This is a genomic window from Pseudomonas antarctica, from assembly GCF_900624995.1.
Taxonomy (GTDB): Bacteria; Pseudomonadota; Gammaproteobacteria; order Pseudomonadales; family Pseudomonadaceae; genus Aquipseudomonas; species Aquipseudomonas antarctica.
The window spans coordinates 60,051-76,811 of sequence record NZ_UYXQ01000013.1 but is presented as its reverse complement, the minus strand read 5'-3'; the positions used below and the strand labels follow the sequence as shown (position 1 = coordinate 76,811).

The 16,761-nt window shown below is 49.9% G+C and carries 16 protein-coding genes and 1 pseudogene; 7 read left to right on the top strand and 10 right to left on the bottom strand.

Features of this window, described 5'->3' with window-relative positions; translation table 11 throughout:
• The first annotated feature begins 7 nt into the window (after positions 1–7).
• The 3 genes from E0F99_RS11265 to E0F99_RS11255 all read left to right on the top strand — a co-directional run bounded on the left by E0F99_RS11265 (position 8) and on the right by E0F99_RS11255 (position 2,985).
• Positions 8–1,315, top strand: coding sequence for an SMODS domain-containing nucleotidyltransferase (locus tag E0F99_RS11265; protein ID WP_162276179.1), 1,308 nt, complete (start codon positions 8–10; stop codon positions 1,313–1,315).
• A complete protein-coding gene (locus E0F99_RS11260; RefSeq protein WP_083356458.1) occupies positions 1,312–1,923 on the top strand; it encodes an SLATT domain-containing protein in 612 nt (203 codons plus the stop codon). The genes E0F99_RS11265 and E0F99_RS11260 overlap by 4 nt, the downstream gene beginning before the upstream one ends.
• Before the next feature lie 99 nt (positions 1,924–2,022).
• A complete protein-coding gene (locus E0F99_RS11255) occupies positions 2,023–2,985 on the top strand; it encodes a hypothetical protein (RefSeq protein WP_083356459.1) in 963 nt (320 codons plus the stop codon).
• A 42-nt stretch (positions 2,986–3,027) separates the two neighbouring features.
• Here the strand turns inward: E0F99_RS11255 and E0F99_RS11250 are convergent, their stop codons facing one another.
• The 9 genes from E0F99_RS11250 to E0F99_RS30415 form a co-directional block, all read right to left on the bottom strand.
• On the bottom strand, positions 3,028–3,894 hold the full coding sequence (locus E0F99_RS11250) for a DUF5677 domain-containing protein (RefSeq protein WP_083356460.1): 867 nt from the start codon (positions 3,892–3,894) through the stop codon (positions 3,028–3,030).
• 241 nt (positions 3,895–4,135) lie between these two features.
• Positions 4,136–4,708 carry a plasmid mobilization protein gene (locus E0F99_RS11245; protein WP_083356461.1) on the bottom strand — a complete coding sequence of 191 codons (573 nt, stop codon included), beginning with the start codon at positions 4,706–4,708 and terminating at the stop codon, positions 4,136–4,138.
• Positions 4,709–5,173: 465 nt separating this feature from the next.
• Positions 5,174–5,464, bottom strand: coding sequence for an antitoxin VbhA family protein (locus E0F99_RS11240; RefSeq protein ID WP_083356462.1), 291 nt, complete (start codon positions 5,462–5,464; stop codon positions 5,174–5,176).
• 721 nt (positions 5,465–6,185) lie between these two features.
• Positions 6,186–7,262, bottom strand: a complete 1,077-nt coding sequence (locus E0F99_RS11235; protein ID WP_083356463.1) for a TrbL/VirB6 family protein — start codon at positions 7,260–7,262, stop codon at positions 6,186–6,188.
• Position 7,263: 1 nt separating this feature from the next.
• The gene (locus E0F99_RS11230; protein WP_083356464.1) at positions 7,264–7,536 is read right to left on the bottom strand and encodes an EexN family lipoprotein; all 273 of its coding nucleotides are present in this window, start codon (positions 7,534–7,536) and stop codon (positions 7,264–7,266) included.
• Positions 7,533–7,871 carry a hypothetical protein gene (locus E0F99_RS30260; protein WP_207303084.1) on the bottom strand — a complete coding sequence of 113 codons (339 nt, stop codon included), beginning with the start codon at positions 7,869–7,871 and terminating at the stop codon, positions 7,533–7,535. Before E0F99_RS30260 ends, E0F99_RS11230 begins: the two co-directional genes overlap by 4 nt.
• A 298-nt stretch (positions 7,872–8,169) precedes the next feature.
• Entirely contained in the window at positions 8,170–8,424 is a 255-nt protein-coding gene (locus E0F99_RS11220) for a hypothetical protein (RefSeq protein WP_083356466.1), read from the bottom strand.
• Between the two features lie 44 nt (positions 8,425–8,468).
• Positions 8,469–9,242 carry a helix-turn-helix domain-containing protein gene (locus E0F99_RS11215; protein ID WP_083356467.1) on the bottom strand — a complete coding sequence of 258 codons (774 nt, stop codon included), beginning with the start codon at positions 9,240–9,242 and terminating at the stop codon, positions 8,469–8,471.
• Positions 9,239–9,481 carry a plasmid-related protein gene (locus E0F99_RS30415; protein ID WP_083356468.1) on the bottom strand — a complete coding sequence of 81 codons (243 nt, stop codon included), beginning with the start codon at positions 9,479–9,481 and terminating at the stop codon, positions 9,239–9,241. The genes E0F99_RS11215 and E0F99_RS30415 overlap by 4 nt, the downstream gene beginning before the upstream one ends.
• Before the next feature lie 198 nt (positions 9,482–9,679).
• On the opposite strand from E0F99_RS30415, the gene E0F99_RS11205 reads away from it, so the two are divergent.
• The 4 genes and pseudogenes from E0F99_RS11205 to E0F99_RS11190 all read left to right on the top strand — a co-directional run bounded on the left by E0F99_RS11205 (position 9,680) and on the right by E0F99_RS11190 (position 12,431).
• A complete protein-coding gene (locus tag E0F99_RS11205) occupies positions 9,680–10,291 on the top strand; it encodes a hypothetical protein (RefSeq protein WP_130908764.1) in 612 nt (203 codons plus the stop codon).
• Between the two features lie 310 nt (positions 10,292–10,601).
• Positions 10,602–10,727: pseudogene (locus tag E0F99_RS30410) on the top strand (effector protein); the annotation flags it as partial.
• Between the two features lie 27 nt (positions 10,728–10,754).
• Positions 10,755–11,228 (top strand): caspase family protein, encoded by a 474-nt coding sequence (locus E0F99_RS11195; protein ID WP_083356470.1) that lies wholly within the window; start codon positions 10,755–10,757, stop codon positions 11,226–11,228.
• A gap of 279 nt (positions 11,229–11,507) precedes the next feature.
• The gene (locus E0F99_RS11190; RefSeq protein WP_083356471.1) at positions 11,508–12,431 is read left to right on the top strand and encodes a hypothetical protein; all 924 of its coding nucleotides are present in this window, start codon (positions 11,508–11,510) and stop codon (positions 12,429–12,431) included.
• Between the two features lie 205 nt (positions 12,432–12,636).
• Here the strand turns inward: E0F99_RS11190 and E0F99_RS11185 are convergent, their stop codons facing one another.
• The gene (locus E0F99_RS11185) at positions 12,637–16,488 is read right to left on the bottom strand and encodes an RNA-directed DNA polymerase (protein ID WP_083356472.1); all 3,852 of its coding nucleotides are present in this window, start codon (positions 16,486–16,488) and stop codon (positions 12,637–12,639) included.
• Positions 16,489–16,761: the final 273 nt, after the last annotated feature.

Genomic DNA, 16,761 nt, shown 5'->3' with positions numbered 1-16,761 from the left:
GATGCCGATGTCAGTTGCTGTTATTTTTAAGGATTTCGTATCCGATCTGCGCATCACCAATCACGTAACGATCGAAGATCGTTACGCCAGTATCACACGCTCGCTGAACAAGTATTTCCGGACGTTGGATTCGACCGCCAATAACCTTCAAGTCGGCTCATATGGCCGGTGGACAGCCATCAAAGGCGTTTCCGACCTCGATATGTTGTACATCATGCCCGGCAGTGCTTGGGATAGGTACAACAAGGAGGGGGGGCAATCGAAGCTGCTTTCAGATACCAAGGCTGCAATCCAGGAACGGTACTCCACGACCACTATTACGGTTGACCGCCTGGTGGTGTGCGTCAAGTTCCAGAATTTCAACGTCGAGGTTCAGCCCGTTTTCAAGCAAGACGACGGCAGCTTCAAATATCCTGATACGTACAACGGCGGATCGTGGAAGATCACTAAGCCCAAAGATGAAATCCAGGCTACCGGGGACGTCGATGATGACCAAAATGGAAACCTGCGTCGTCTTTGCAAAATGCTTCGGGCGTGGAAGAACAAGCATGGCATCGGGATTGGGGGTCTCCTGATCGACACGTTGGCACATAATTTCCTCACGCAGACGGATGATTATGCTGACAAAAGTTTCGCCTCATACGACTGCATGGTCAGGGATTTCTTTTACTACGCATCAAACCTTCCACAACAGGAACGTTACGCGGCGTTGGGCAGCCGCCAGCATGTCAAAGTGAAGCAAAAATTTCAAAAACCTGCCAAGCGAGCATATGAGCTTTCCCTGAAGGCCATCGAAGCTGCGGGTAAGGAAAATGAGGGGGAGCGGTGGAAGAAAGTATTTGGTCCCGACTTTCCGACCACACGTACAGCCGCACGTGCCGGCATGGAGTCACTGGCCAAGTCCTTTTATACCTTCAGGGACACAGAGGAATTCATCGAGGATCTCGCCCCGATCGATGTCCGCTACCCCTTGGTACTTGACTGTGATGTCGAGCAAAAAGGTTTTCGAGAGCGGTTGCTGAGTGAATTGATTTCACTAGGATTGCCCCTCCAGGCGCGCAAGACGCTCAAATTTAAGATTGGTCGAAACGACGTGCCTGAGCCGTACACCGTAAAATGGAAGGTTCTCAATATTGGGCAAGAAGCTGAGAAGCGAGATTGCATCCGCGGCTATATAATCGCCGACCAGGGCCATGAGACAATCCAGGAGTCCACGAGCTTTAAAGGCGACCACTCGGTTGAGTGCTATATCCTCAAGGATGGCGTTGTCGTGGCTCGGAGCGAGATAACTGTACCTATCAGTGAAAACATATGAGCCAAGCGTCGTTACTCAAAAGTATCGCAGAAACGGGCTACAACGTTGGCTTTGGTGGACGCAAGCACTGGGCTACGTATGACATCGTAGATAAAGTCCCAGGATTCATTGGGTTTATTGGTACGGCCGTAGGTATTTTCTCTCTGGTCTACGAGTCCCTGTCCGCAAAAAATGTTTCTGCGTTTATGGCCGTTTTCGGCGTTATCGGAATTTATATCTCGGTTTACGATTCTAAGAAGTCGGACTACGAAAAGTCTGCCGTGGAGATAACCAGAATTTTCAATGGTCTGCGTGATTTGTATCGCGAAGTTGAAGCGTTGGAGGCAAGTGCAGATTTTTCTAGTTATAGGGTAAGACTAGCTGCATTTGAATCGCAATACTATGGTGCCTCTATCAGCAAGCAAATTCTTTTTAGCGATTGGTACGCGCACTACAAGTTTTTTTGGCAGTATCAAATCGATTGGGTAGCAAAGCAGAAGAATTTTAGCTTTTGGAGAGACAAAGTGCCGCTTACGGCATGGCTAGCTATGGCCGCACTTTTTGTATTGATTGTCACCTCTTTTATTCTACACATCGACTCAGTTAAAAAATGTTTCGGTATCAACTGATCCGTGCAAAAACTTGGAATGATACAGGCGTTTCTACATCGGTTAACTTGAGCGGTGGATTGTTCTTTGTGCTGTAACTGCGTAGCCTAAGGAGTATTCATGATAAAACCACCATTCAAAATTCTCAAATCTCATCTGGTAGATGCATTTTTCATCACGGCTGAGAAGTTGTATCGCGAATTTAAGGAACCTCTAGGGATGGTGGATAGATTTAGAAGTGGACGAATCTATTTTCTTGTCAAGCGACGTAAAGCGCGGTTTTCCAGTGCCCGTCTAAGCAAAAGGTGCCAGATCGTATTTAAATATACCTCGCAGGGCATGCTGTCGCGCCCGCACAAGGTCGACATTGCTCAACTGATTCATGGCGCGCCGACTATCAACAGAAAATATTTCCCGACCCCGGCCCATCTGCAATCAATGATCGAATATGTCGACTCCGCGAATGAGTATGAACGCCTGCTGAAGCGAGATCCGCTGGTTGCAGCCGTCATGCCGGGAAGCGGGGAGAAGGAGCGCGTGGATCGGGCAATTGCCTACCATTTTTTGACACCTGCCGACCCGCTGCCCAAAGATGAAAACAGACACATCATCTTTGCTCATCAACTGCTGCGTGTTACCGATGATGTTCCGGAAAAATACGAAGTCATGTACATCGGCAAGGCCATGGAGCTGTCTGACCGAATGCACGGGCATAAACGCGTGCAGCAAGCCCAGGCAGAATGCGAAGACGATGCTGAAGTCTATCTGTACTTCTTCACTCCGCGATTCGAGGCGATTGAGTCTAGCGACGGCCGGATCCTCAAACAACCTAGTGACTATCTGGCCTTAGGGGAGGAAAGTCTTGTGCTCGCCGCCGAGGCAGGATTGATCAATCACTTTTCACCTGAAATGAACGTTCAGAATAAAACGACGGACCTGCGTAAAAGCAAGGTTATGGCCCGCGTGAGAAGTTTGAAATACACTCACTTTATTTCCGAGTGTAACTTCGACGAACATGACTATGCGTTCGAAACGACGAAAATTAGCAAGAGTGGCGTGCACGAGAAGATTTACTCGCTCTGATGCAGAGTAAGTGCTTCCAAATCTAGGTGTGCTCCGCTCGAACTAGGTATTTATCAAGAAATCTTCAAATTTAGCAGTGCCAGAATTTAAACCCTCTAGCCTAGTGTGGTCGAAATTATCATGGCGCATTATTAACTCATTTAATTTTTTCGAAAGTGACTCTGCTAGGTCGTCAGTAAGGTCTGGCACTAGAAAATTACAGCATCTTGAAAAAGCTTCTGCCCTCAGTCCTATGGCAATCGCGTAATGATAAATTGCCAAGCGTAACCTCTCTTTGTTCCAATAAATCAATGCCTCCTCTCCCTCAGTCATTGAGATTGAAAATAGTTCGCCGAGGTCAACAAGTACCGACATTTCGTCGGAAAAACTGTGGACGGAATCGCAGAGTGGTGAGTAAAACGCATAATAGTGACTCTCCCAGCCTAGCGCTCGGAATAAGCCCTTAGTCCCTGGATAGCGCCCTATGTTCGGCCAGCGCTTATCAAACCTTGCTAACATTGTGGTCCCAGATTTTTGCCTACCTTGTGCAGCAGGATTAACTGCCCCTTGAGATGCTAGATAAGTTGACCAATCCTTACCGTTGTTTTCTGTCAGCTGCTTGCTGCTGCGAAGCAAGGCCAGCGCGTTATCGCCTTTATCCATAGACACATATAGCATGTTGGCAGATTGCTCAATGATTACGCGGCTCATTGCTTCTAGCGTCGAAAAAGACTTGGTGTCTAAGCACGCGCAAGCCTGTCGGCATAATTCGTACAGAACGCTTAGATATCGACGAATAATAATTCTTTGTGGGTCGCTCCTCGTGTTGTCAAGCAATGTTTCCTTGTGTTTTCCTACCCAGTCATTGATCTGCTGGTTGAGGTTTTTTATTTCTTGAGAGTCTTGCTTTAAGTCAATAAAAGGCTTCATAGCTTAATCCTATATTCTAAGTTAGCGCCTTTTTCGATAGGAGCATTTTTAGTCGGTAACGGTAAAGGCGGAGCATAAAGGGTACCGGGTCGATTGCTTGTCATGAACTCATGAACGAACCGCTGTCTATGCTAGTCGCTTAAGTCTAGCAAGTGCCGCTCCAGGCTTGCTCAAACCGCACCGCCGACAACATCTGTATGCTTTTCTATAACCCGGCAATGCACATGGGGCTAGGACTCCCTTACATGATTTTCCATCGGCTCAAGCAGGCATCTTGGAGCTCAGAAACAACTTCGGTATGGCTATATATATACTCGGAAAGCTGCTTTATTTCCTTCGAGGAGAGCTCCAGATTGCCGCTCTCATGCATTTTTTTTGCTATCTGATTCAGATTTCTCCCAATAGCGCGAAGCTGCCCCGACGACTCCCAGAGCGCCTTTGTGGCGTCCATCGTGAATTGGGGCTGGTTGGTCAAACTGGCTCGAACGCAATTGATGACCCACCGCTGGGGCGAGCATCCCTCGGCTTCTGAGCGTGCCACGATCTCATGGTGCTCACTGGGTGTGAATCGAACCTCAAGCCTTTGTTTCGGACCTTCGTCTGGCTCGCCTGCGATTTGCCCTGATATCCAGTCCTTCACTTCAGGGGGGGGTTCATCTTGGATGACGTAGCGCATTAGCGCTCGGATCACGCCGTGTTGAGAGCTACCTTTTTTCTCGCAGTGCGCTTCCCACTCTGATTTCAACTCGGCCGGTATGCGTACTCGGTAAACGGCGCTATCTCTTGTTGCGCCGATGGTCGCTTTGCGCGGCATGTGCATTCCCCGGTGGGTATCGACAATTCACTATTTTCGTAGTGAACCACATTTTACCGGCAAACGCCTATCCTGCACTAGATCTCCACTCGCTTTAGTTCTTGTTCATGAACAAGCTTTCGTGGGAAGAGGGCAATGACGGATTCAAATCGGGTTGGGGGGCAGAGTGGGTCTCTCTCACTGTGCCGTAGTGAGCATTCAACGCGTTACTGGATACGTCAGTAACGCGTGCTCTCTCTTCGGTCTAACTGCGACTAGTGAATTAAGTCGACCTTCCTGGATTGTCCGCAACGGTTTTGTGCGCACGGTGTTCCGGCGTTTGACCTATCCTGCATTAGGTCTCCATGTGCTTGGATCGTTGTTCATGAACAAGCTATGGGCGCCCATTTCACCGGCGATTTGCCTATCCTGCATTAGATCTCCATGCATTCCATTCCTTGTTCATGAACAAGCTTTTTGCAACGCTCACTGCGTTCTTGAGGGTTGAGAATCGTCGCTTTCAGGAAACATCTTCTGCGACAGAATCACAAATTCGTCCAAGTCGATTTCGCCGGTTATGTAACGCTGACCAAGGTGTTTCATTTCTTCTGAGCTTTCGAATCCCGAAAGACCGATGGATGCGGTGGCAAATTCGACAGCTTTCTTACGCTCGCTCTGCTCAGCCTCAGAAATCTGATGCTCCGGTCCCTTCGTATCAACGGCTTCAATTTCGTTGCTTCCTTGGTGCTGCGTTGGCTCTTGGTTGTTTGAGGTCATGGGGATTTCTCGCTGTTTGGCTGAACGCGGTAGCGCGTTAGCGCTATGTCTGTGGTGCGTAGCAAAGTAGCAAGGTTTTTGCTGGATGTGGTGTCAAGGGCGGCACCGGAAGCCGCACGCGGAGCGGAGCCGAAGGCGAGCACCGAACGGGTGAGGATGCCGGGCGTAGCCGGACCCTTGATGCCACAGTAAGCACTAAGCCTATGGCAAGGGGGAGGTCAAGGGCTCTGCCCGCCGTACCTGCCCCTGCAGCCAGTCCGGCAAGTTCGGACACGGGATGCAACCGAAGGGGTTGCCCAAGCAACGCGCGGAGTTTTCGTAGTCGTGTTGCATTCGTTTTCAGTGGGTTGTGTGTCCGGGGCGAGTTCAATGCCCCTTATGACTGAACATGAATCAGAGGCGCGCTGAAACTGTCTTGTTTTTGGTATTAGTCTTTTATTTACAATCGGTTAACGTATTTGAGAATTGCCCATCCCCCCGCCCTTCCCGCGAGCGGGAAGGGAGCGAGTCGCCCTCTGTCGTCAAGGGGGCAGGGGAGGCCTACGGCCTTGATCCCCTGCGCCCATGACTTGAGCGTTGGTCGCTTCTGCCGCGTCAAGGGGCCGAGTCCTCGTCGCTTTGCTCCTGCGGGCCGCACCAACCCCTTGACCCGTCATACGCTTGTTGTGGGGCTCAGAAAAAGACCCCGCCGAAGCGAGGTCTGATGAGTCAAACGTCAGGGCTACTGATTTACTTTGCCGCCTGTAGCGTTCCCCCAGTTTTTGCCCATGTTCTGCATTACGTGCTGTCGGTAGGCTGGGTTCCAGGCTGTGTTACCCGCCGCAAGGTGGTTCAAGCGTCCGGCCGTGACCATCTGGCCCGACTGCATGTCACGGCGCGTTGACTGTCTGTTGAGGCCCTTGGTGATTGGTGCCATGGCTCCGTTTGCGATTCCTCGCAGGGTAAGTGCCGCACTCGATATACCTCCTGCAAGGCCTCCTGCAACGCCATGGGCTTGACACATCATGTAGAGCACGACGATGGTTGTAACCAGCAGCTCAAGGAACGTTGAAATTGGGTAATCGGCTGGGTTTGCCAAAATGCCGGCAGTTATCGAGGAAAAATATTTGATTCCAAAGCTGAGAACCGTGCTAACCAGTGCCGTCTGCATGATGTACGTGATGACCTGGGCAAACCAGCTATCGAACCACTTGGATGTGAACTGTCCGAACAGCAACATCATGATGAAGACTGGCCCGATTCCGAGCATGATCGCTAGCATTCCTTTTGCGACAACAATCATGGCCCCTGCTGGAACCGCGATGAGCAGCGTAGCGGTGTAGACGACGAGGGCGTTCAGGGCATCCCAAATTATCATCCCGATTTCGTAGGAGTGGCGTTGTCCCATTTTCGACAACATATCTGCACCGATCTGCCAGCCGTCCGACATTGCCTTGTCGATGACCTGAAAAACCGAGTCTGAGGTTGATGGATCACTCGTCGCTGTGAAGGCGGCCGTTACTCCTGTTTCAAGCCCCCTCAATGCCTCTACTACCCATGACATGTACGTGTCGGCGTTCATGGCCAGGCCGCTGATAAGCAGGAACTTTCCGCAGGTTTTGAGAAAGTGAGAGGCCGACTGCTCAATTGTTCCGGTGATCATCATGTAGCCGACCATCGTCAAATATAGCGTCCCGCCTATCGTCACGGTGAGCGTGAAATCCTCAATCACTCGGCTCGAGGTAATGCTGATGAACGTATGGAGGGTTTGATCCATTGACCCTCCGATCCATTCAAATATTCCTGTTTTGGTCGCCATTCTATTTCTCCTGAGAAGAGAAATTTATCGGCTCACGCTGCTTGTACTCCCGGTTCTCAAGCACCAATGCGTTTGCAGCGGTTTTCGCGTTGACGCAGTTCGGTGTCAGAGCAAGCTCGCCGGGATTGGCGTTACACCTTTCCAAAACCTTCAGTCGCTCAGGCGAGTTTGCTTTGTACCAATCAACCGTCTGCACGGGCTCATCTCTGCCGCAGCCTGAAAGAGACGCGATGACGATCATAAGAAACGCAGGGATAGTAAGGTGGGATTTCATTTTTCTTCCTTGGATTGAATGATCATTGAGGGCCGTCCAGCGCTCTCTTGTTTTACGATGTTGATTTTGTCGGCGTGCATAGAAAAGGCTAGCTCAGTTGCATCGATGATTTGCATTGCTGCAAGGGTGCGCAGCACGCTTTCCTTGGTGCCTGCCCAGGCACCCGCCAGTCGGTGAAGGGAATTGTTCAAAATGGCGAGTGATGCTCCAAGGCTACCGGCTGCCATGAAAGCGCCGAACAAGGGAGGAATTGGAGCTGATTGGCGGGGGAGAGTGATGCCAAACCAGTCGATAAATGCCATCGCGAACGGCACCAGCGCGAGAACCGCAGCCATGATGTCCCGATGGAGTAGTTTAGGTGCGCGCCGTGAGAGCTCCAGCATTAATCCCATACGGGCAGTGCATATCCAAAATCTGCGGATGGAGATAATTAGGAACGTGCTCAGAACAAGCATTGGTAAGTATGCATATGAAATCATTGTTGTGCTCCAGTGGTTACTTGGAAGTGCAGGTCTGTGTCTGCGGCGCTTTAGTCGAGTTATTTACTTCGCTTTTCTGATGTGAGCGAGATTTGAATATCGGTATTGGATTGCTAAGTCGGGTGTGCTTTGCTTGTGCTCTGGTGGGTTATGGCTAAGACCAAGATTTTCGGTCAACCACGATTTGATCGGATAAATAGGGGATGTTGGCAAGTTCGTCTAAAGCCATCTCGACGGTCCTGAAGAAGAAAGGTCGATTCTCGTCGTCCGTTACAGTATGGCCAATGGTCCCATCTGATACGCTCAGTGCAAAGCCATACTTGTAGTGAGCTTTTAAGATTACTTGGATATCTCCTGTTCTGTCTAAGCTATCGCAATAGTTTTCAAGCTGTTTGAAATGTAATGGCATTGAGATGCTTCCTTTCAGATTGCAAGAATATTTCTGTGAGAGTCCTAACGTACAAGTTTGCTGGAAGTGAATTTTTTCATGCTTTCAAGTGCTTGGTTACGTGCCTCCTTGTTACGAGTATTTGGTTTGGCGTGAGTTTCAACTAGTGTTTCGTTCAGCAAAGGATTTGGTTTGCTCGGCCGGGCCATTGGACAGAAAAGTCCCTTTCTATAGTTTAGAATGAGCCCGTTAAACCATTTTGAGGCTCGGCCTCTGATCCTCCCTGCTTTCAGTGCGGCTGCCAGTTCGTCCAAAAGCTGCTGAGCATCCTGGCTAGGTACGTCCTGTAGAATATTGCTGATCCACATGCGATCACTGGCCTCTAATTTTTCCGGGTATCGGAGGCCAGTCTCAGTTAGTTGTTGTATTCCTTTTTTTGGTTCTGTTGGTAGTTCTTGGGGTGTCACTGCTGTGTCATCCCCTCCGCGACACTCTGCTGTCTGGGGCTGGGGTGACATGGGTGACACCCCCCCAGTGACAGCTCTGTCACAGGGGAGCATTGACTGTACTGTTGGGAGGGTTATGACATATCTATTTGAGGTTTGGCCTCCATCCGGTCGATATTCTTCTTGGATGGCTAACAGACCTGCCTGCTCAAATTTCTTAAGTTGACGTTGAACTGTTCGTGGGCCGATGCCGCATAGTCCAGCGATAGTTTTCACTTTTGGCCAACTTTTCCCACCTTCGTCTGCGTGCTTAGCTATTGCAAGCATCACGAGCTTCTCGGTAGGTGAGTCAAAGTTGTGTGCCCAGACTACATCATAGGTTTTGTAGCTCATTGCAAGCTACTCTTAGGGGGCACCTCAATGTCTAGGTTCAATGCGTCATTGATTTGCATTGTTCTAAAATATACGCGCCGACCGATCCTGATCATTGCCGGTTTAAGTTTTCGGGAAATGTCGGTGTCTGAATATAGAGAGACCCTTACTCCGTCAGGTGAGCGGCCTAGTAGGATGGCAATGTCTGGGATGCTCATCAAAGGGCCAAAGCGGTTAAGTAGATACTCTTCAGTTGTCATATGTAAGTTCGCAGTTTTTGGAGAAGGTCTGCGAATTCTTGAGGGGGATTGGCGTATTGTCAAACTGGCTTATCCGTCAAAACTACCAATATGTAGTATCTTGGTTGACTGCTTTATGCGTCTTGGTAGTCTTGGGTTGGCTATGTTGGTTTTAAAGTTGAGCGATGGTGTTCTGAAAAGACCTGTATGTACGGGTGTTTGCTGGTGTTTTTTGGTTTTCTATGGTGCGACTATAAAAATAGTCGAATTTTTTTTCACGATTCCTACAAGAACCAAGTTGCCTTGAGTTTTTGTCCGCCTTACCCACAAGATCCTCAGCCCGAAGATGATAAAATAGCCCTGAATTATCTAGCCGCCTACGATAGTCAGCTTTTGGCCGATTGCAACCAGTTGCGAGACGCTGCTTTCGGCCTGGAGAGGCTTCGAAGAAGCCTCTCCAACGTGTTACGGTGTTTTTTTGATGGCAATCCAGACGTACACGGCGCTTTCGATGCTCTGGATCCCGCCGAGAAGAAGCGGGTGGCTACTCGTATCGTTCTCTGGGCGGTTGATGAGGTTGGGGAGGACTCTAAGGAGGTCGCTCAAATGTTGTCGTGTGGAGGCTGGGCTCGGCTGGAGACTTTGTGCGCTGAAATGGACGAGCAATATTTCTATCTGCTGGAGCGTGATTACGATGGATCTTACGCTTGGCTTAGTAAGGCCCACGCATATAGTGCTGGCGTGTTCCTTACCCGCGACGAACTTGACGACGTGGTCTATGAATCGACTTTCGCGACTGATAAATCGTTCCAAGTCAGTGGTTTCTTGTGAACGCGTGATGCAGTGTGAGTAACGAAAGGCTGTCGATGACCACTTTCGACCCAAACCGGACATTGAGCTAGACAGGTCTTCCAGTGCGGCAATCTTGCTGCCAAGCTCACCAACCTGCTTAGTCGAATCTCGATTACGCAGGTCCCGTGCTAGAGGGGTCACAGGCAGCTAAATTCAGCCTCCATTAAGGTAGTTGCGTACGGTCCTCATGAGATTTGTACGTATTGGTTGATTCAGCCGTCCCTGCTATGGAAGGAGTGCCAGTACGACCGGAGTATTTGCCGAAAAATGGATGTGCTTCAGATGAACTCTGAGCTATGTAGGTTGCTTTCTGGGATGTTGCTGTGACCCTGGACGCGATGTTGCTTGCTACTTCCAGATTGACCTGCCACTGATGCCTTTGACGTTGCTGTGCTCGACACTCATTGTGTTGATCAGGTAGTCGACCTGATCAAGGTGCTCTATGGCCTGCATTTTCTTATTCTTGATTCTAGACTCTTTCAAGGTAGGGCAACCCATTGCTTGTAAGGAAATATGGCGTATCATCATAGTGCCACCACTGGCGCGTGTCGAGTCACATAGCCACAAGCTCAATTTGATAGGTTTACAAAATTTCATGAATGTAGCCATCGTAATCGGCGTAGAAAAGTATGAGTCTAAAAACTTTGAGAACTTATCTGCATGCAAGAAAGACGCAGCAGCGATTAAAGCTGTCATCGAGAATGTTAAAGACTTAGAAGAAATCCTATTCTTGGGAGAGAATGAGTCAGCATCAGATGTCAAGAGAAAGATTTCCGACCTCGTAGAGAAGTATAAGGGCAAGGATTTACAAGAGCTATTCTTTTATTTTTCAGGGCACGGAGAGCGGTTTGAAGATGATTTTTTCTACGTGCTATCCGATTTTGATCCAAAGCGAAAGGAAACTACTGGGCTTTGAAATTCGGAGCTGGATGATTGGATAAAAACTCTTTCCCCGAAGCTTTGTATTAAAATAATTGATGCTTGCTTTAGCGGTACTCAGTACATAAAAAGTGAGTTTAATGCTGAGGAAGAGCTAACGAAATCAGCAAAAAAATATGGCCTAAATGATGTGTATTTCTGGTTCTCATCCCGAGACAGCGAATCATCCTACGCTGGTACCGAGTTCAGTTATTTCACAGAAAGCATTTTAACAGCCATATATGGGTTGGAGGGAGATGTACGTTACAGGGAGATTATGGCGGTCGTTGCGGATGATTTTGCAAATAAAGGCGGACCTAAACCTATTTTTGCAACTCAGTCCGACAATATAGAGAAGTTCGGGACTATCACCAAGCAAACCCATAGCATTATAAGCAAAATATTCGGCTTTTCAGATGCGCAAGAGGATCAAGAGGCTTCGACAAAAACTGCCGCTCCTCTTCCAAAAGAAGACTCCATTTACGCCAAGATTCAAAAAGTATCCGCATCTACATGCTTTGACGAACAGGCACTTATCGACTTTGTTAGTGAGTTTAAAAAAGAAGTCGGAAATTGGCCTGGTGATATAAAGAAGATTTATAAAGTCTCGTTAAATTCAGATTTATCCCCCTACGCTGTGCCCAATCAATCAAAAATAGGTGAGTGGCTGATCGGGAAATCTGAAGAAAATTATTTCGCAGAGGCTACATATGGCACAACAAAATATACGGTAGAAGAGTATAAGGCTCTACCAAAGAAGCCGTCAAAAAGCAGTGACCCTTTTGCTCTGATGGGTGCAAGTATAGGTGCCCTATCTCGCTGGCGTCAGCATGAACAAGAATCAACCGAATATAAATTAGAAACCGTTACGAAAACGAAAAGATATGTAGACGGCTTTAATTATACTCATTCAGCTGAAGATAGGATTTTGCGATTCGATTTTAATCCAATTTTTGAAATAGTGCCGCCTCTATCGATATATATGGTTTCTATTTATTCCAATAGGGCGTTATCCATCCATTTCTCTTATGAGATGCTAAACAGGAAAAATTGGGGGAATTACTCGTCTCCAGTCTGCGAGAAATGGAGGACTATCAAGGTGGGCGTTAATGGGAAGGGGGCTGCCAAAGCTGCATCTGAACATATCCAAAAAGAGATAATTCAATGGTTGGAGGCCGAGCTGAAGAAAAGGGCGGAATGATCTGCGATTGATCTGATAGTCAAGATGGTGAGCCATAAACATGGCTGCCATCTTGTAAATTGGAAGCAGTGCAATACCTGCTCCTCTGGCCGGCTGCTTTTGGCCGATAGCAGCCTCATCCCTAAGCCCACTCAAGCGAGTCATCTAATTAAACCTGCAGTTCCGCCGGTGGTGGAATCGCCGCGAGACGGCGCAAGTCACATACTTAGCGTCGCCCCTCAAAGCCAGCAGGTGCAGCTTTCTTCTCTTTAGCCTGCTCAACATTTCGGCTGCTTTGAAATGCCAGAAGGTCAACATCGAAAATGCTGATTACCGCCTGATTATTCCCATGGACGTGGGCGATCTGTCGCTCATGATGCGCTTTGAAGGGGGCCTGAGCATTTGAACCGCCATATTGACCGGTATTGGCTAGCATGATGGGCTGGTACATATGGAATTGCAGGGCTGTCGCCATGGTGTCGAACGTGCCGATGTCCTTGTTTAGCGCAGCAATTACAAAACCATCAGTGATATCACGCATGTCTGAGGCGAGCTTCAGATCGGTAGCGTCATAGCAAATGGCGCCGGTCAGCCTGGCAGTAACGCCCTGCTTATCTTTGAACTCGACGATGACCTGGTAGGGCCTGTGTCCCGCCACACCAGCTTTCAACTCCCAAGGAATTCCGTACTCCTTGCCTTGATAGGCGCGAATGATCTGTCTACCGGCAGCACTCTCCTGTCGCAGAAGCCACACAGCCCGGTTGATGGGTTTTTTGAGGTATGGATGCTCTACGAAGGTTTGCCCAGCAAATATCACAGCGCCAGTGCTGTCTGATAGCCTGTGCAAAAGCCACATGTCATCGGGATGGATGGCAAGTTCTGGAAATACAATAAGGTCCAATTGCGCTTTGCGCTGTGTGGAGGGTTTTCGGTTCGCGAAGCGTGCGGCCGAAAGCTGCTGTCCAAGCAATCGGCACATCGCTGCAAGATGCGCCCTATGCCTGGCTCGGTAAGGTTCTGGCCAATGCAGCGGATCAGCTTCAGAAAAGTCGGTATCCCGGGGCATCAAGGACTGGACCAGTGCCACTTTGAAAGCAGTCAGGTTTGTAGTCTTGGCACACTCGATAGGTAAAAGGTAAGCAGGAAGATTGGACTGCCTTCCGAAAAGACGCCCCTGTTCTTCCAATCTTGCCTTGACCAGAATAAGCAAGTCCGACGGGATTCCAGCTTCAGCGAACCCTACAACGACGTTCCTGTTGATCTCCAACCCAGGCCACTGAAGCAATCGCATGACCAGCTCGTTGAGCCATGGTGAAATGGGAGTAGGCTCTTCGCCCAGCCCTGGGCTCAGGGGCATCAATCCCAAGCGGCGCTTGTACCAACTGCTCTGGATACCTCGATATCGGTCAAACTGCTCCTCACGGAGGGGGAAAAAACGAGTGGTGAAGTCGCTTTCCCCGACGATAGCGGAACGCAAGAGACGCCCGAGGCGATACGCCCACGCCGAGTCATCCGAGCACCATGATGGTGTCTCGTTCCATGGCTGTACAATCTTGTTGGGAGCTTTAAACGTCAAGATCATCTGGGTGTTGGGGTCTTGAACCCTGCTCCAGTCCGCGCACTCTACAGCCAACCAATCCAAGCTTATTCCATCGTTATCCAATAGGCCCGATGACGCGGCTTTCAACAGTTCGACTGTCAACTTGAGCAACGCGTTTTCCTGAACAAATGGATTTTCAGGATGAGTAACTATTGCCAAAAGAGAGCGCTTGCCGGCTCGCCAGTCTTTGAGCCGAATGGAGGATTCTTGAGTCTGCGGTGGAGATAGATACCGATCTACATGCTTGACCCAACCGACTTTGCCTCTACCGATCCACGCAGCGTGGATCTCGCCCAAGACCCTTGGTTCGATCATGGCAATATCATCGATAAGCTTGTTGGCTTCTTTGATAGGTAGGTTTTGCAGCCAAGTGCCTAGCCAGATTACAAACTTGTCGCGCTGCCCCGTAATGCGCATTACTAATAGCCCTGCCGTAAGCGCAGTGGAGAGCTCTGGAGTGAACGGTGGTGAAAAACGCAACGCCCCATGCAAGGCACTGTACGAGACCAACTCCTTCAGCGGTGGCAACAAGACTGGGTATTGCATGACCGCCAGGAACAATGCCGCCTGTTGAAGCAGATACCAAGGAAGGTCTGAGTCGGCGACGACCTCTAACGCCGTCTGCAGAAGCTCTTTGCGATACCCGGCTATATCTGCCGAAGCCGGATAGCTTTCTGGACGATGCAATCCTGTCTCCACTGCACCGGCCCTTAGCAGATCAGATAATACAAACAGCGATACTTCACGTTCTGCCCGATTCGCTCCAGACTTCAGTTTCAGCTGCAACGCCTGTAGAACAGGCCGCAGTAGCTCTGCGGACGGGAAAATGTCTAATCCACATCGTAGTACGCTGGCCAAAGCTGGGTTGCGAGACCAGCATGCAACCAGCTTTCGCGCGATCGTCTCCATTTCGTGATCGAGCGCTTGGCGCTCGCTCACTTCTGTATTCGCCAGTGCATCTTCAGCAGGTAGTTCAGGATCTGCCATGCTGCGACGCATTCGTAAGACTTGGCGTAGGCGGTTGGCCGCGAAGCGTTTGACAGTGTCATCGCGCACATCTGCTCGCGGAAGCGAAATCCGAGCCAGTGCGAGAGGGTTTTCATCGACGTCGGCAGCGTCGTCTAGCGCGTCCGCTAGCCAGAGCAAATGGTCCAAGCTCCCGGTAGCCTGCAGCAACGTGGCCGGATCTGGAGCTGTGCTGATTTGTCCATTCACGCCACGCATGAAACGCGACGTACTACCCTGCACGGCGAAGTCCTCCCAAGCAACGGCCTCGGACTTTTCTTTTTTAACTTCCAAGCCGTTATGCTCGTCCTTGAAGCACCCGCCAATCAGACTGTTAGCCCAGTCGCTCATATCATTTGCAAGGGCTTCAAGGGCCATACTTTTCGCGGCTTCGTTGGGAATCGCAACGACCAGGCGCATGTCATCTACGTAGCGGCAGTAGTCGACCAAGCGGGCGGTGACGGTGTTGCCGTTAACTTTGACGGGAATGCCAATTTTTTGAGTCAGGGTCCCGAGAACCATCTGATCAAACTCATGCATATAAGCGTTGGCAAAGAAGCCGCTAGCAACCAATCCCTGAGGCAGACCCAACTTCAAGTCTGTACGATCAGCAGCGTCGCTTACATGCCACTGCCAGCGAAGTATTTTCTCCACAGCCTGCCAGAACGGTTCTGCGTCTGATACGACATAGGGTATTGAGAACCTAGTGGCGTAACTCTGGTACAGGCTGCGCAAGCGCTTCACCACAGCGGGTTGGCTTACACAGTCGTAAAACTTGGCGAGGTCGAGTTTTACTACAAACAGCCGCTCCTCCTGCAACGTTGGAAGGGCTTCGCGGCACACCTCGGCCGGACGCTCCAGGAAACGCTCATAGTCAACAAAAAACTGCGAATACGTTGTTGCGTTACCCCATCGAAAGCGCGCCTGCTGACGACCGTCCGAGTCTGTTAGCCAGTCGCAGAAAAGTCGATTGCCGTAGCTACAGACATGATGTCTGGCTTGTGACTTGCTGGCATAGGTCGCAGGGTCCGGATTGCCCTGCAGGGTCTCCACCGCGTCAGCGACACAAAGCATAACGCAGGACGCCATCACCTGCTCACGGATACTGACATGGGCCAACGGACGCAAATCCGGCTCGGTCTGTAGTGACTTGTCAGACTTCAGCGTAGGTTTGAATTTCCAATCGCCACCTTCTTTTTTTGACGGAAAGTGCCACTTGCCGTTCTTCGGTGCAGGAACCAAGCGCAGTGGGCTGGCAGAGGCGTGATCGCCCCACGAAATCTGCTGCTGCCAAACGCGCAGGGTTTGCGGAAGCAAGAGAGAGACTTGTTCCAATTCCAGAATGTCGGCGTACCAGTTATGTCGCCGAATATACGCATCAGCTTTCTTCCATGCTTGAGCCAAGACAGCCTCATCAGCAAGCAGGGAGAGCGACGGCCCCAGACGCTCGTAACGACTTGCAACGACACTCACTCGGCAGCCTCCATAACATCATTGGTAATAGGTTCTGTGCAAGATTGGCTCACAGGACTCCACCGAGGTGGAGGCAACAACAGGCGGTAAGGCCTATTACTCGCACTGATCGTTAAGCACTCCTCTGCCGATGTTGCGCAGCCACACTGACCGGTAAGTGACGTCCTTTTCATCGATGTCTCCCTTCATATCAGGACATCTTATCGCATGCGTGCCTAACATTACGCCATGCGATTTTTCGGCTACCGAACAGGTATTGGTCGAGCGTTGCTA

Excerpts from the sequence above, each read along its gene's own strand:
- E0F99_RS11250 (WP_083356460.1), bottom strand. The coding sequence starts at position 3,894 with ATGAAGCCTTTTATTGACTTAAAGCAAGACTCTCAAGAAATAAAAAAC.
- E0F99_RS11245 (WP_083356461.1), bottom strand. The coding sequence starts at position 4,708 with ATGCCGCGCAAAGCGACCATCGGCGCAACAAGAGATAGCGCCGTTTAC.
- E0F99_RS11265 (WP_162276179.1), top strand. The coding sequence starts at position 8 with ATGTCAGTTGCTGTTATTTTTAAGGATTTCGTATCCGATCTGCGCATC.
- E0F99_RS30260 (WP_207303084.1), bottom strand. The coding sequence starts at position 7,871 with ATGGCTGCGGTTCTCGCGCTGGTGCCGTTCGCGATGGCATTTATCGAC.
- E0F99_RS11195 (WP_083356470.1), top strand. The coding sequence starts at position 10,755 with ATGGCCTGCATTTTCTTATTCTTGATTCTAGACTCTTTCAAGGTAGGG.
- E0F99_RS11190 (WP_083356471.1), top strand. The coding sequence starts at position 11,508 with ATGGCGGTCGTTGCGGATGATTTTGCAAATAAAGGCGGACCTAAACCT.
- E0F99_RS11230 (WP_083356464.1), bottom strand. The coding sequence starts at position 7,536 with ATGAAATCCCACCTTACTATCCCTGCGTTTCTTATGATCGTCATCGCG.
- E0F99_RS30415 (WP_083356468.1), bottom strand. The coding sequence starts at position 9,481 with ATGACAACTGAAGAGTATCTACTTAACCGCTTTGGCCCTTTGATGAGC.
- E0F99_RS11240 (WP_083356462.1), bottom strand. The coding sequence starts at position 5,464 with ATGACCTCAAACAACCAAGAGCCAACGCAGCACCAAGGAAGCAACGAA.
- E0F99_RS11215 (WP_083356467.1), bottom strand. The coding sequence starts at position 9,242 with ATGAGCTACAAAACCTATGATGTAGTCTGGGCACACAACTTTGACTCA.
- E0F99_RS11220 (WP_083356466.1), bottom strand. The coding sequence starts at position 8,424 with ATGCCATTACATTTCAAACAGCTTGAAAACTATTGCGATAGCTTAGAC.
- E0F99_RS11255 (WP_083356459.1), top strand. The coding sequence starts at position 2,023 with ATGATAAAACCACCATTCAAAATTCTCAAATCTCATCTGGTAGATGCA.
- E0F99_RS11260 (WP_083356458.1), top strand. The coding sequence starts at position 1,312 with ATGAGCCAAGCGTCGTTACTCAAAAGTATCGCAGAAACGGGCTACAAC.
- E0F99_RS11235 (WP_083356463.1), bottom strand. The coding sequence starts at position 7,262 with ATGGCGACCAAAACAGGAATATTTGAATGGATCGGAGGGTCAATGGAT.